Here is a 13,798-nt window from a genome sequence, read left to right as displayed (position 1 = left end):
GACTACAGGAAGATCGAGGTGTCGAGGTCGAAGTCGACGGGCGAGGGGATCCGGAGCGGCTTGCCCATCTCGGTGTGGGTCATGGTCCGGTAGCTGCCGTCCTCAGGGTCGCTGAGGGCCGTGACCGTCGGCGGGGATGCCACCGGGTCGACGATCAGCATGATCGGGACGCCGCAGCCCGCGTAGATCCTGGGCTTCGTGGCGCGGTCCATCTCCATGCTCCCGGGTGAGACGATCTCCGCCACCAGGACGAGCCCCGAGGAGAGGATCTCGCGCTCGCCCCCGAGCGGAGCGTTCACGGGGACCAGACAGTAATCCGGGACGATGGTGTCACGGGGACCTTCGATGCAGATGTCGACGTCGCCGGAGAAACTCTCCCAGCCGTTCTCGTTCTCCACGGGGATCAGGGCCCTGCTGAGACATCTGGCTATGCGTGCGTGCCGGGGGGTCGCGGAAGGACTCACGATCAGGTTCCCGTCGATGACTTCGGCCCGGAGGCCGCGGATGGGGGGGAGGGATTCGAAGATCTCCCTCGGGGTCCGGGGGAGTGGCCGGTCCTCCGGGACGGCGGGCTGGGCGGGCGGCTGGGGCGCGGTGCGCTGGGCGGATCGCTGAGACGCTGTCATCACCATCGACCTTGTATCCCTTCGTGTCCGAACATGCACTCGCAGTGTTTCACGGAGCCCTGCGGGCCGGGAGGAGAGCGGGTTCCGGTCGCGAAGCGGCGCCGGAGCGTGGGTCTTCCAGAGAGTGAGCGCGTGCCGAGACCGGTGGCCCGGCGGGCGGTTGTCGTGTCACAGGAAGATCGAGGTGTCGAGGTCGAAGTCGACGGGGGAGGGGATCCGGAGCGGTTTGCCCAGCTGGACGCGTGTGACCGTGCGGTAGTCACCGTCCTCGGGGTCGCTGAGAACCGTGACCGCCGGAGGCGTGGCGATCAGGTCGACGAGCAGCATGATCGGCACTCCCCCCGCGGCGTAGATGCGAGGTTTGTCGTCACGGTCGACCCGCGCGCTTCCCGGGGAGACGATCTCGGTGACCAGGATCAATCCGGAAGATCGCAGTTCCAGCGTGCCCCAGCGGGGGCAGTCGGCGGGGGCGAGCACGAAGTCAGGGACCAGGCTGTCTCGGGGGCCGTCGATACAGATGTTCACTCCGCCCACGTGGGCGCGCCATTTCCGCTCAATGACGATCGGCTGTAGCGCGTAGGACAGGAGCGTCGCGCTCCAGCTGTGCTCGGGGGTGCTCACAGGGCTCACGATCAGGTTCCCGTCGATGACTTCGGCGCGGAAGCCGGGGGTGGGGGGCAGGGTTTCGAGAAGATCCCGCGCCGTGCGAGCGGGGGCCGTCTTCTTCGGGGGAACGTGTCGGGAGGGGCGTCCCCGTGCCGTCGTCACCATCGATCCATCTCCCTTCGTGTCCGTTCAGGCACTCTGAGTGTCGCATGTGAGCGTGCCCGGACGTGGAGCACATGCCCTGTGGTTATGGCCGGTCCGCCCCGGTCCGCCGGAGGGGGCCGGTGGGGTGTCCGGGTGCCCGATCATGCTTCGCGGGGTTCGGACGCGCCCGTACGAGAGCGCACGGCGCGTGGTGGTCCCGCCCGGTGCCGCCTCGGCCGGCCGGACTACGATCGGGAGCTTGGACGGAAAGGGAGGCACCGTGGTCCGGGCGTTGGTGTTCGATGTGGGCGAGACGCTGATCGACGAGACGCGCATCTGGTCGCGCTGGGCCGACCGGCTGGGGGTCACCCGGTTCACCATGCTCGGTGTGCTCGGCGGCATGGCCGCGCTCGACAGGTCGTTCGAGGACGCCTTCCGGCTCCTGCGGCCCGGGTTCGACGTCGAGGCCGAGCAGGAGGCGTGGCGGCGCGACGATCCGGACGGGCTGCGGGTCGACTTCGACGCCGACGACCTCTACCCGGACGTGCGGCCCGCCCTGGCGGCGCTGCGCGACCTCGGCCACGAGCTGATCATCGCGGGCAACCAGCCGCCGCAGGCGCGCGACGCGCTCGCCGCGATGGACCTGCCCGTCGACGCGATACACACCTCCGACGGCTGGGGCGTCTCCAAGCCGGCACCGGAGTTCTTCGCCAAGGTCGTCGCGGTGTCGGGACGCGAGCCCGGCGAGATCCTCTACGTGGGCGACCGGCTGGACAACGACGTGCTCCCCGCGCGGGCGGCGGGCATGCGGACCGCGCTGATCCGGCGGGGACCCTGGGGGCACCTGCACGCGGAGCGCCCCCAGGCCGCCGAGGCGGACCACGTCGTCGACGACCTGCACGCCCTGGTCGCCGCCCTCGCCCGCTGACCGTCTGTTCCAAGGGTGCCGTACGGGAAAGGTCAGGGGGTTTCCCACCGCGCGCCGATGCCGGCGCCGGAGCGCACCGCCGACGGGATGCCGGCGGGGGCGTCGACCGTGTACGCGTAGAAGGTGCGCGGCTCGACGACGGTGCCCGAGGTCTCGGGGGTTCCCGAGTTGACGTAGACGTTGTTGCGCTGCACCGCCCGTCCCGGGCCGCTGTCGGCGTAGCCGCTCGCGGAGAAGAGCGGGTGGGGCACGTCCTGGAAGTAGTTGCCCTCCACGACCACCCCGGCGTTCTCCGTCGAGGCCACCCCGTACAGCTCGTTGCCCAGGAAGTAGTTGTTGAAGACGTGCACCGGCTCGCCGAAGCGGATGCGCGGGTGGCGCTGGCGGCTGTTGTCGAAGAAGTTGTGGTGGATCGTCACCTTGAGGTGGCCGATGTCGGTGCCCGCGGCGCCGTCGGAGTGGCTGATCAGCATGCTCTTGTCGGAGTGGTCGAAGTGGTTCCACGACACGGTGACGTAGTCGGCGCCGCGCACCACGTCGATCGAGCCGTCGACCGCGCCGGAGAAGGTGTTGTGGTCGATCCAGATGTGGTGCGACTGCTGGCCGACGTTGATCGCGTCGTCCTCGGCCTCGGTGAAGCGGAGGTTGCGCACGATCACGTTGTAGGACCGGTAGAAGTCCAGGCCGCCGCCGGTGATGTGGCCCGAGGTGCCCACCCCGATGATGGTCTTGTTCGGCCGGACCCCCTGCTTGCTGGTGATCGCGATGGTGCCCGCGACCCGGATGACGAGCGTCTCCTTGCTGTCGATGTACTCCAGGAACGCGTCGGCGTCGGTCACGGTGACCGTCCGCCCGCCCGCGCCGCCGGTGGTGCCGTTCTGGCCGAGGGCGTTGACCGACGCGAAGCCGACCGGAGTGCCCACCGCCGCGGCGGTTCCGGTGGCGGCGCCCGCGCCGGCCGGCGTCGCGGAGAGGGCGGCGGCGGCCAGTACGGCCGCGGAGACGGCGGCGGTGGCGACGCGGAGGGCCGTACCCCGCCTGGTCGCGTGATCGGCGGTTGTCTGGGGCATGGGTGTCTGCCTTCCTGGTGGGGAAGCCTTCGCGGGCGGCCCGGGACGGGCGTCCCGCGACGGGCTCCCGGGGAGTCGCGAGGGGAGTTTCGAGGGGGGCCGGAGAGCTTCCGGGGGAGTCGCGAGGGAGAGGGGGCGCCGCCCGCCGGTGGGGGGAGTCCGGCGGGCGGCGACTCGGGGGAGGGGGCTAGCAGCCGATCTTCCCGACACCGGCGCCGGCGGACACGGTCGCCGGGACGGTCGCGGGGTCGTCGACGGTGTACGGGTAATACGTGCGCGGCTCGACGACGGTGCCGGCCGTCTGGGGGGTGCCGGAGCCGACGTAGCGGTTGTTCCGCTCCACCACCCGGCCGGGTCCGCTCTTGTCGTAGCCCACGTAGATCGGGTGGGCGACGTTCTCGAAGTAGTTGCCCTCGACGAGCACCCCGGCGTTCTCGGTGGACGCGACGCCGTACAGCGCGTTGTTCCGGTAGTAGTTGTTGAGGACGTGGACCGGTTCGGCGAAGCGCACCCGGGGGTGCCGCTGGTCGGTGCCATCGAAGAAGTTGTGGTGGTAGGTGACGCGCAGCTTCCCGACGTCGGCGGGGTAGTTGTCCGAATGGCCCAGCAGCGCCGACTTGCTGTGGTGGTGGAAGTGGTTCCACGAGACCGTGACGAAGTCCGACTCCCGCTTGATGTCGAGCAGGCCGTCGTAGCCGTCCGAGAGGTCGTTGTGGTCGATCCACACGTGGTGCGCCTTGTTGGTGACGCTGATCGAGTCGTCCTCGGCGCCGGTGAACCGGATGTTCCTGATGATCACGTTGTTGCCCGGCCGGGTCGTCGAGCCGAGCTGGAGGCCACCGCCGGTGATCTCGGCGGTCGTGCCCACCCCCAGGATGCTCTTGTTCGCGACCACGGTGAGCATGCCGGACACCTGGATGCGGCCGGACACCTGGATCACGTACGGGCCGGCCCGGCCGACGTGGTCCTTCAGGGCCGCGGCGGTGGTCACGGTGACGACGGGCCCTCCGGCGCCGCCGGTGGTGCCGTTCTGGCCGAGGGCGTCGACGGTGGCGAAGCCGGTCGGGGTGCCGGTGCAGGCCGCGGCGAGCTTCCCCGCGGTGACCGTGCCCGGCAGGGCGGTCGTACCCGAGGCGGTGGTGTCGGCGCCGGCGGCGCCACCCGCGCCGGTGAGCGCGGTGACCAGGAGCGCCGCGGCGGCGGCCGAGCGGAGGCGGGGGCGGGGGCGGTGTTCGGCGTTCATCGTCGTCTCCCTCAGATCTTCCCGACGCCCGCACCGGCGGGCACGATGGTCGGCACCGCGGAGGCCGGATCCGCGCTGTAGGAGTAGTAGGTGCGCGGCTCGGTCACGGTGCCCCGGGTCTCGATGGCGTGGTTGCAGTCGACCAGGATGTTGCCGCGCTCGACCAGGCGCCCCAGGTCCCCGCTGAACTCCACCCGCCCGGGGTTGTTGACGCTGTAGAAGTAGTTGTTCTCGACCAGCACCCCGGCGTCGTAGGTGGACGCGATGCCGTAGCTGTTGTCCCGGTAGTAGTTGTTGTAGACGTGCACGACGTTCGCGAAGCGCACCCGGGGGTGGCGCTGGTCGGAGGCGTCGAAGAAGTTGTGGTGGTAGGTGACGCGCAGCCGGCCGATGTCCTGCGGGCCCGCGTCCTCGTCGTGGGAGAGCAGCAGCGTCTTGTCGTGGTCGTGGAACCTGTTCCAGGAGACGGTCACGAAGTCCGAGCCGCGCTTGATGTCGACCGCGCCGTCGTCACCGTCGGAGAAGTCGTTGTGGTCGATCCAGACGTGGTGGCTGAACATCTGCACGTTGATCATGTCGTCGGTGGCGCCGGAGAACGCGATGTTGCGGATGATGATGTTGTGCACGGCGTTCGCGGGCGGCGAGGTGACGGAGTCGCTGACCGGCAGGCCGATGTTCAGCCCGCCGCCGACCAGCGCGGCGTTCGCGCCGACCCCGATGATCGTCTTGTCCGACGTGACGTTGTGCATGCCGTCGCTGGAGCCGGTGGGCAGGGTGATCCGGCCGGTGACCTGGATGACGTACGGCCCGGGGCGGGCGATGTAGTCGAGGAACTGCGCGGTCGTGGCCGCGGTGACCGTGGGGCCTCCGGCGCCGCCGGTGGTGCCGTTCTGGCCGAGGGCGTTGACGGTGGAGAAGCCGATCTGGGCGTTGACCGGGTCCGCGTACCGCACAGTTTTGGTCTCGGCCACGGCGGGGCCGATCAGGGCGGAGATCAGGAGGGTGACGGCGGTGAGGATGAGTGCCGTGCGCGGGGCGGTTCCGGGCGCGGAACGCGGCGGCTCCACGGGCTCCGGGGGAAGGTGCCGTGGTGGCGGAGGGGGAGTGGGTCTGGGGGGCACGTGTTCTCTGCTCTCTGCGCGCGGTCGCGGTCGCGGCGGCGTGCGGTCAGGCGGCAGCGTGAAGCCGGGAGAGGAGTACGGGATGTCCGCGGTGCGCGGCTCGTCGGCGCGCGGGCCCCGGTCTCCGGTACGGATTTCCAGGGCGGATCTCCGGTACGGAAACGGTGCGCGGGTCGCGCGGGAGGTGGTGCGTTCCCACCGCGCGGCGGTCGTCGTCTCGCCGGGCCGGTCCGCCCGTGGGGTGAGGCCGCGCGGCGCGCCGTGGGAAGTGAGGCGGGAGTGGTCACCGCACTCGGGAAAAGGGAGGGCTCGGGTCAGCGTGCGGCTATGGCATCACCACCTTCCAGCGGGTGGGGCGCTTCCCGGCGAGGCGCTAGGAAAGCGCTTTCCAGACGGGCCTGAGTTTATGTTTCCAACAAGTTTCTGTCAACGCTCCAGGCGTGCCGTCGCTTCCGGCGTGCCGTCGCTTCCGGCGTGCCATCGTGCGGGTGCGGGTGCGGGTGCGGGTGCGGGTGCGGGTGCGGGCCCGGGCCCGGGTTCACGGGGGTGATGTGCGGGGCGCGGGCGGGAAGCCGGTCGCCCCGGGCCTCGCCGTGCCGATGAGGCCCGGGGGCGCGTCCGGCGATTCGTGCCCGGTTCGCGAGTGCCGGAATCTCCGGGGTGACTCTCAGGTGTCGCGATACTCGATGTCGGGCTCGATGTGGACGGCGCGCTCCTCCGCGGACAGGTCGCCGTCGTCGAGACCCGCATCCGAGGCATACTCCTCGGAGGTCTCGTCGGGGCTCAGTCCCTCGTCCGGCGCCACCAGGCGGGTCCCGTCGCGCGGGCTCCGCTCGCGGTCCGGCGCCTCGCGCCGGAGGCGCTCGTCGAGGGTGTCCTGGTGCCCGTCGTCGTGTTCGACGATCTCGTGGTTGAGGCCGAGGTCGTCGGTCCACTCCTCGACCTCGATCGCCTGCTCGTCGCTCAGACCCTCGCGGTCTGGGGGTGTTTTGGTCATACCGCGGCCCTACCCGTTTTATCGCCTTAAATCCCAGGTCAGCTCTCCGTCGCGCCTCCGCCAGGCCCGTGAGCGGCTTTCTCAGCCCTCGGCGGCCGGCAGGTAGACGGGGTGCTGGTTCTCGCGGGCCAGGCGCCCGGCGGCGAGGCGGGGCGCGATGTGCGGCGGCAGGAGGGGGGCGGCGGTGTCCCAGGGGAGGAACGCCGCCTCATCGAGCTCCTCGGCCTGCAGCCGTATACGGGCGGGGTCGTCCAGGACGCCGCCGTCGAACATGAAGTTGATCGTCGCGCGAGGGCGGTCCCTGTCCGGCGGAATCCACTGGACCACGAGCAACTCGCCCGCCTTGACGGACACGCCGAGCTCCTCGGCCACCTCGCGCGTGGCGCCGTCGTGGGGTGCCTCGCCCTCCTCGACGATCCCGCCGGGGAAGTTCCAGCCGGGCCGGTAGTTGGGCTTGACCAGCAGGACCCGGTCTTCCGCGTCGGTGAGCAGCATGCAGGCCGAGACGAACGCGCTGGGCAGGGTGGCGCCCCAGCCGGCGGGGTCGGGATAGGGCTCGCTCATCCTTGCCACGCTACCTCCGAGACCGGCCGGTCACGGGTGGCCCCGCCGATCCGTCCGCCGCGAGGGAGCTCTTCCCGCCGGGCGCTTGAGACGATCCCGGCGAGGGGGAGCGAGGGGGAGGGGGACGCGGCGGAGCCGTACCGGAGATTCGCGGTCAGGGGTCAGGGGTCCGGGGGCATTCCCCGGCGTACGAGGAGCCGGCGCCGGAGATCGCCGCCTCTCGCTCAGCCGAGTTTCTTGACCAGGAGTTCCATTTCCAGGTCGTCCCGGGTCGGCACGCCGACGCTCTCGTCGTCGTAGGGGAAGGGGATCATCTCGCCGGTGCGGGTGTAGCCGCGGCGCACGTACCAGGCCAGGAGCTCCTCGCGCGCCGAGATCACCGTCATGCGCATCTCGCCCACGCCCCAGGCGTCGCGGGCGAAGCGCTCGGCCTCGGCGAGGACCGTCTTGCCGAAGCCGCCGCCCTGCAGGGTGGGGCGTACGGCGAACATCCCGAAGTACGCGTACCCGCCCCGGTGCTCCACCTGGCAGCAGGCGACGATCTCGTCTCCCGCCTCCATGACGATCATGTGGTTTTCCGGCTTCTCCAGCTCGGCGGTCACGCTCTCGGTGTTCGTCCGCTGCCCGCTCAGCAGGTTCGCCTCGGTCGTCCATCCGGCGCGGCTCGACTCGCCCCGGTACGCCGAATCGACCAGGAGCACCAGGGCGGGCACGTCCGCGACGGTGGCCGCGCGGAACGTCGGCCGCGCGGTCCGGGAGGGGCTGTCCATGCGGATGATCCTCTCAACAGATGTGGGACGTATGCGAACATCGAGTCGCCTGATCCCGCGAATAATACCCAAATAGGGTTTTTGTCATGATTTTTCGTGTCGAGAGCTTCTCGGGTGGAGAGTCCTTCGTGCCGAGCGGGAGGGATGCCGAGCGGAGAGCGTGGCGGCCGTGTCACCCCTGATCGGGCCGCCGGGAAACGGCTCGGCGCCGGGAAGGCGCCGGGCCCCCGGCAAGGCGTCCGGGCCCCCGGGAAGGTGGCGTCTCCCCTGCCGCTCGCCACCTTCCTGTCCGTCCCCGTCCCCTTCCCCTTCCCCTTCCGCCGGGGTGCCGAGGCTTCCCCCGAAGCCTTTCCCCGGCCCCCGGCCGGATGTCTCGCTCGAACGGTCCGTTCAGGCGATCTGCCGAGACGGCCCGCTCGGACGTCTCGCTCAGACCCCGAAGATCGACCAGCGCTGGTTGAAGTCGCCGTTGTCGGCCCGCTGGGTGATCCTGGCTCCACTGCCGCTCCCGTCGGCGGTGGCGACCAGGCCACTGTTGCGGTTCTCCAGCTTCAGGAAGGTCGCGTTGACGCTGAAGTCACGGATCCACTGCTGGCTGAGGCTGCCGTCACACGCCCTGGTGATCACGGCCGCGCCGCTGGCCTTGGACTTGCCGTTGACGTCCAGGCAGCCGCCCTGCTGGTTGGTGAAGGTGAAGGCGATCTTGCCGCCTCCCAGGGCCTGGACCTGCTCCATGGTCCACCGCTGGTTGAGGAAGGGGCCGTCGTTCTGCAGGACCGCGATGCCGAGGGCGGCGGTGGCCGGGCTCTTGGCCAGTGCGGTCTGCGGGGCGTTCTGCGGTGAGATGTTCACCAGCGTGCCCGCGCTCGCGGACGCGGCGGGTGAGGTGGCCAGGACCCCGGCGACGACCGCCGCCGCGGCGAGCGCCGAGGCGGCGATCGAGGATCTACGCCCGAGGGTGCCGGAACGACGATGGACAGACGACATGAGATGCTCCATTTTCTGAGTGGCGGGCGAAGGCCGCACCTGACGATCGGAACGCCCCGTCTGTTCGGCGGCGTCCGTACAACCGGCAAGGTAGCGCTCTGCCGGCCGCGCTCACCATGGAGAAATACGCGCTCGCCGGGACTTCGGCCGGTGGGTGAAACGGGTCCGGCCCGCGCGAGACAGGACTCGCGCGGGCCGGACGTGGGGAGACCGCGGACCCGTGCCCGGGTCCTTGGCGGTGATCTAGGTCACTCGGCCGCCTGGAAGGCGCGGCCCGCCGGGGTGGCGACGCCGTTGCTCCGGAACAGGCCGCTGTTGGGCTCGGTGTCCGAGGAGGGCAGGCCGAACCAGGCGTAGCGCTGGACGTACGGCAGGGAGGCCAGCATCTTGGTGGACGCGGTGACGAAGGCGGCCTGCTGCGCGTCCGTGGGGAAGCGGACGCCGTTCGAGAAGTCGATCAGGGCGTACTCGGTGAGCCAGATCGGCTTGCGGTAGCGCTCGTACACGGCCTGGATGTACGACTTGAGCTGGCCGGTCGCCGCCTCGGCGCGGAAGTCGCCGCCGTACCAGTGCAGCGTGATGAAGTCGACGCGGTAGTTCTTCTGGGCCGCCCCGGTCATGAACCGGTCCAGCCAGCCGCCCGCCCTGTCGCCGCCCCAGGCGACGGCCGGGCTGCCGACCTTCAGGCCGGTCGCGGTGAGCCTCGGCCACAGCGACAGCGCCTTGTCCACGGTCATGTTGGACTGCTCGGCGAAGTCCGGCTCGTTGAAACCGAGCAGGTAGGGGGAACCGGCGTTCTTCGCCTGGGCGAGGTTCTGGTCGGTGACGCTGTCGGCCCCCCAGATCATCGGGACGAACTCCGCCCCCTTGGGAGTGGTGATGTTGTTGTGGTTCGTGGACCACGTGTAGTACCAGCTCGCGCCGGAGGCCTCGAGGGCCGCGCTGACGTTGGGCGCCTGCCACACGCCCACGCCCTTCTTGCCGGAGGTTCCGGTGGGGGGGACCTCGGGGACCGGCGTGGTCGGGGTCTTGCTGGGAGTGGAGCTCGGGGTGGAGCTCGGGGTGGCGCTCGGCGTCGGCTTGGTCGGGGTGGCGCTGGGGGTGGGACTCGGGGTGCGGCTCGGGCTCGAGCTCGGCGTCGGCCTGGTCGGGGTGGCGCTGGGCACGGGGGTGGTCGAGCCCTTGCCGAAGACCTGGAACTCCCAGAGCGAGACGCCGTACTGGCTGGACCGCTTGCTGGCGTGGAGCCGCACGTACCGGCCGGTGGCCGACACGTTGAGGGTCTGCGTGCCGCCCTTGCCCGCGGTCGTGCTGTGGATCGTCTTCCACCGGCCGCCGCCGGAGGACGTCTGGATCCGGAACGCGGTGGCGTAGGCGCGCTCCCAGTTCAGCACGATCTTGTTGATCGCGGTGGACCTGCCCAGGTCCACCTGCAGCCACTGAGGGTCGGTGAACTTGCTGGACCAGCGGGTGCCGCTGTTGCCGTCGACCGCGGCCGCGGCGGACAGGTCGCCTCGCTCGACCGAGGAGGCGACGGCCGCCCGGCCCTGCGACAGGGGGGTCTCGGCCGCGCCCGCGGGGAGGGCGCCGTTCACCGCGGAGGCGCCCACGATGGCCACGAGCGCGCCTACGAGAGCGGCGCGGCGTACCTGACGAACAGCCGTGCGACCTGCTGCGATACCACGCGGAACAGTCTCACTCATATGGATGAGGTCCTTCGTACGGGGAGTAGAGATCGGACATTGTCGGCGTATCGGGAGGCGTGCCGGATGGGCCGGACCGCGGATTTCCTGTCGGTCGTGTCCGGTGCCGGACGTGTTCGCTCCTGTACAGGAGACCGGTGGGCGGGCCGGGGACAACGGAAATCCGGAAAAGGATTCCGCGTCCTTCCCCGTCGCCCGTACCGGTCGGGCCCGCGATGGGGCGGTGACCGATCTGCGATACTCCTGAAGTGCGCCGTTCGTCCCGCAGCCCGCTCCGGCTGGTCGCCGACGTCGCCGTCCCGCTCGTCGTGGGGCTGTATCTGGTCGCCCTGGTGCTGGACGAGGTGGTGCCGCGCGCCGGGCCGCTGGTGATCCTCGGGATGATCGCGGGTGCGGCGCAGGGCGTGGCGCTGTGGTGGCGGCGTTCCCATCCGGTGCCGGTGATGGTGATCGCGCTCGCCGGAGGGGCACTCGTCCACTTCCTCGCGCCGCAGGGGATCTTTCCGTTCGCGGGCCTCGTCGCGCTCGGCTCGCTGGCCGCCGTCCGGCCGCTCCGCGTGTCGCTGCCCGCGCTGGCGGCGCTGCTCGCGCTGACCGCGTCGAACTTCCTCACCGCCTCCAGCGAGGAGGCGCAGTTCGCGATGGCGTTCCCGGTCGTCGCCTGGGCGCTCGGCGAGGTCGTGCGCAACCGGCGCGTGGCGATCGACCAGGAGATGCGCAGGGCGGTCGGCGAGGAGCAGGCGCGGATCGCCCGGGAGGTGCACGACGTGATCGCGCACAGCGTCTCGGTCATCGTCGTGCAGGCGGCGGCCGCCGACGACGTCTTCGACGAGCGCCCCGACCAGGCGCGCGCCGCGCTGCGCTCGATCGAGGCGGCGGGGCGCGACGCGCTCGGGGAACTGCGCCGGCTGCTGGCCGTGGTACGGCCGGAGGCGGGCGAGGGGTCGCTCCCGCGGCCGGGACTCGACCGGCTCGGGGAGCTCGTGGAGCCGTTCCGCGCCGCCGGTCTGCAGGTCGCGGTGCGCAGGGAGGGAACCGGCGCCGGTACCGGTGGTGCGCTGCCGGCCGGGGTCGACCTCTCCGCCTACCGGATCGTCCAGGAGGCGCTCACCAACACGCTGCGTCACGCGGGCGCCGGCCGCGCGGAGGTGACCGTGAGGGCCGCCGCGGGGATGCTCGAACTGGACATCCTCGACGACGGGCGCGGGAACGGCATGGGTGACGAGGGGGTTGGGGACGGCGGCACCGGTCACGGGATCGCGGGGATGCGCGAGCGCGCCGCGATGCTCGGCGGCACCCTTGACGCGGGCCCGCTGCCCGGCGGCGGGTTCCGCGTCCGCGCCCGCCTGCCGTTGGGGGCGGTGCGATGAACCTTCGTGCCCGCTGCCGGAGCCGTGGTGATCGTCCTCTTTCGTGCTCGCCTGCCGTAGGTGCCGCGACGAACGTCCGTACCCGCGCCCGCCTGCCGCGGCGGGTGGTGCGATGAGCATCCGGGTGGTGCTCGCCGATGACCAGGCGCTGGTGCGCGGCGGTTTCCGGATGATCCTGGAGGCCAGGGCGGATCTCGAGGTGGTCGGCGAGGCCGGGGACGGCGGCGAGGCCGCGACCCTGGTCGAGCGGCTGAGGCCCGACGTCGTCCTGATGGACGTGCGGATGCCCGGCGTCGACGGGCTGGAGGCGACCCGGCGGATCGTCGCCTCGGGAAGTCCGGCCCGGGTCATCGTCCTGACCACCTACGACGTCGACGAGTCCGTGTTCGCCGCCCTGCGCGCCGGGGCGAGCGCGTTCCTGCTCAAGGACGTGCGGCCCGCCGAGCTGGTGGAGGCGATCCGCGTGGTGGCGCGCGGCGACGCGCTGCTCGCGCCGTCGGTCACCCGCAGGTTGCTCGACCGTTTCGTCACCGTTCTGCCTGATCCCGGTGGCTCGCCGCCCGATCTCGGCTCGCTGACCGGGCGAGAGGTCGAGGTGCTGCGGCTGGTCGCGCTCGCGCTGTCCAACGCCGAGATCGCCGAGCGGCTCGTGCTCACCGAGGCCACGGTCAAGACGCACGTCTCCTCGGTGCTGCGCAAGCTCGGCCTGCGCGACCGGGTCCAGGCCGTCGTGCTCGCCTACGACGTGGGACTCGTGCGCCCGCGCTCCACCTGAACGGGGACCCGGTCCTGCGGGAGCCGCGCTCCGGACGACCCCGACGGGTGCGGATTCAGACGTGCAGATCACCGAGGGCCGGGAGCAACTGGAGCTTCTCGTGGCTCTCGCTGCCCGGCACGGCGGTGAAGACCAGCAGCATCTGGGACTGGTCGGGGTCGACCAGGGTCTGGCAGTGCAGCTCCAGCAGGCCGAGCCGCGGATGCAGGACGCGCTTCGTCCCGCAGAACGGGCCCAGGACGGGGTGCTCGTGCCAGAGCGCGGCGAACTCCGGGCTCGCCGCCAGCAGCGCGTCGACCAGCGCGGCCGCGCGCGAGCCCTTGCCATCCCGCGTGTACGCGTCGCGCAGGCTGGCCGTGAAGAGGCGGTCGTGCGTCGGGTGGTCGTCCTCGGGATAGATCAGCCGCGAGGCAGGGTCGGTGAACCAGCGGTAGTGCATGCTGCGCGCCATCCCGGTGTGGACGCTCTCGTCGCCCATCAGCGCCACCGCGGGCGGGGTCTGCCTGAGCGTCTCGCCGAGATGGCTCATCACCTGGGCGGGGGTGTCCTCCAGCCGGTCGAAGATGCGCATCATCCCGGGGTTGATGTGGTCGCCGCGAAAGACCCGCCGCGGGGTGGCGTGGCCGGCGAGGCGGAACAGGTGGTCGCGCTCCTCGAGGGAGAGGTGCAGGCCCCGGGCGATCGCGGCGAGCATCTGCTCGGACGGGTTGGGCCCGCGCCGCTGCTCGATCCGGCTGTAGTAGTCGGCGGACATGCCGCACAGCGCGGCGACCTCCTCGCGCCGCAGCCCGCCGGTGCGTCGTCGCCGCCCGCGAGGCAGCCCGACGTCCTCGGGCTGCAGCGCCTCCCGCCGGGTGCGCAGGAACTCGGCCAGCTGGGCCCTGTCCATGAGAT

14 protein-coding genes are annotated in these 13,798 nt (G+C 71.3%); 3 read left to right on the top strand and 11 right to left on the bottom strand.

Annotation, left to right across the window (positions count from 1 at the left end):
* Positions 1–2 precede the first annotated feature (2 nt).
* Together AB0F88_RS12935 and AB0F88_RS12930 are read right to left on the bottom strand one after the other, a co-directional pair.
* Positions 3–626, bottom strand: a complete 624-nt coding sequence (locus AB0F88_RS12935; protein WP_362681599.1) for a Uma2 family endonuclease — start codon at positions 624–626, stop codon at positions 3–5.
* A gap of 168 nt (positions 627–794) precedes the next feature.
* Positions 795–1,397 carry a Uma2 family endonuclease gene (locus tag AB0F88_RS12930; protein ID WP_362681596.1) on the bottom strand — a complete coding sequence of 201 codons (603 nt, stop codon included), beginning with the start codon at positions 1,395–1,397 and terminating at the stop codon, positions 795–797.
* 259 nt (positions 1,398–1,656) lie between these two features.
* Between AB0F88_RS12930 and AB0F88_RS12925 the strand changes: the two genes are divergently transcribed.
* Entirely contained in the window at positions 1,657–2,304 is a 648-nt protein-coding gene (locus tag AB0F88_RS12925) for an HAD family hydrolase (protein ID WP_362682487.1), read from the top strand.
* Positions 2,305–2,336: 32 nt separating this feature from the next.
* Here AB0F88_RS12925 and AB0F88_RS12920 read toward each other — a convergent pair whose 3' ends face one another.
* The 8 genes from AB0F88_RS12920 to AB0F88_RS12885 form a co-directional block, all read right to left on the bottom strand.
* Positions 2,337–3,374 (bottom strand): pectate lyase, encoded by a 1,038-nt coding sequence (locus tag AB0F88_RS12920; RefSeq protein WP_362681593.1) that lies wholly within the window; start codon positions 3,372–3,374, stop codon positions 2,337–2,339.
* Between the two features lie 187 nt (positions 3,375–3,561).
* Entirely contained in the window at positions 3,562–4,617 is a 1,056-nt protein-coding gene (locus tag AB0F88_RS12915; RefSeq protein WP_362681590.1) for a pectate lyase, read from the bottom strand.
* Positions 4,618–4,628: 11 nt separating this feature from the next.
* On the bottom strand, positions 4,629–5,684 hold the full coding sequence (locus AB0F88_RS12910) for a pectate lyase (protein WP_362681587.1): 1,056 nt from the start codon (positions 5,682–5,684) through the stop codon (positions 4,629–4,631).
* 721 nt (positions 5,685–6,405) lie between these two features.
* Entirely contained in the window at positions 6,406–6,735 is a 330-nt protein-coding gene (locus AB0F88_RS12905; protein ID WP_362681584.1) for a DUF5709 domain-containing protein, read from the bottom strand.
* A gap of 81 nt (positions 6,736–6,816) precedes the next feature.
* Entirely contained in the window at positions 6,817–7,299 is a 483-nt protein-coding gene (locus AB0F88_RS12900) for an NUDIX hydrolase (RefSeq protein WP_362681581.1), read from the bottom strand.
* 224 nt (positions 7,300–7,523) lie between these two features.
* On the bottom strand, positions 7,524–8,069 hold the full coding sequence (locus AB0F88_RS12895) for a GNAT family N-acetyltransferase (RefSeq protein WP_362681578.1): 546 nt from the start codon (positions 8,067–8,069) through the stop codon (positions 7,524–7,526).
* Between the two features lie 429 nt (positions 8,070–8,498).
* Positions 8,499–9,056: an RICIN domain-containing protein gene (locus AB0F88_RS12890; RefSeq protein ID WP_362681575.1), complete on the bottom strand. Its 558-nt coding sequence runs from the start codon at positions 9,054–9,056 to the stop codon at positions 8,499–8,501.
* Positions 9,057–9,304: 248 nt separating this feature from the next.
* On the bottom strand, positions 9,305–10,675 hold the full coding sequence (locus tag AB0F88_RS12885) for a glycosyl hydrolase (RefSeq protein ID WP_362681572.1): 1,371 nt from the start codon (positions 10,673–10,675) through the stop codon (positions 9,305–9,307).
* A 332-nt stretch (positions 10,676–11,007) separates the two neighbouring features.
* Between AB0F88_RS12885 and AB0F88_RS12880 the strand changes: the two genes are divergently transcribed.
* Both AB0F88_RS12880 and AB0F88_RS12875 read left to right on the top strand, forming a co-directional pair.
* Complete coding sequence (locus AB0F88_RS12880; protein ID WP_362681569.1) at positions 11,008–12,129, top strand: histidine kinase; 1,122 nt, start codon at positions 11,008–11,010, stop codon at positions 12,127–12,129.
* 112 nt (positions 12,130–12,241) lie between these two features.
* Positions 12,242–12,904, top strand: a complete 663-nt coding sequence (locus AB0F88_RS12875) for a response regulator transcription factor (protein WP_362681566.1) — start codon at positions 12,242–12,244, stop codon at positions 12,902–12,904.
* 55 nt (positions 12,905–12,959) lie between these two features.
* Here the strand turns inward: AB0F88_RS12875 and AB0F88_RS12870 are convergent, their stop codons facing one another.
* Positions 12,960–13,793, bottom strand: a complete 834-nt coding sequence (locus AB0F88_RS12870; protein WP_362681563.1) for a helix-turn-helix transcriptional regulator — start codon at positions 13,791–13,793, stop codon at positions 12,960–12,962.
* Between the last annotated feature and the right edge of the window lie 5 nt (positions 13,794–13,798).

Origin of the sequence: Streptosporangium sp. NPDC023963 (assembly GCF_040639135.1) — a bacterium.
In the GTDB taxonomy this organism is placed as follows: Bacteria; Actinomycetota; Actinomycetes; order Streptosporangiales; family Streptosporangiaceae; genus Streptosporangium.
The sequence above is the reverse complement of the archived record's forward strand: the minus strand, read 5'-3'. Positions and strand labels throughout refer to the sequence as shown.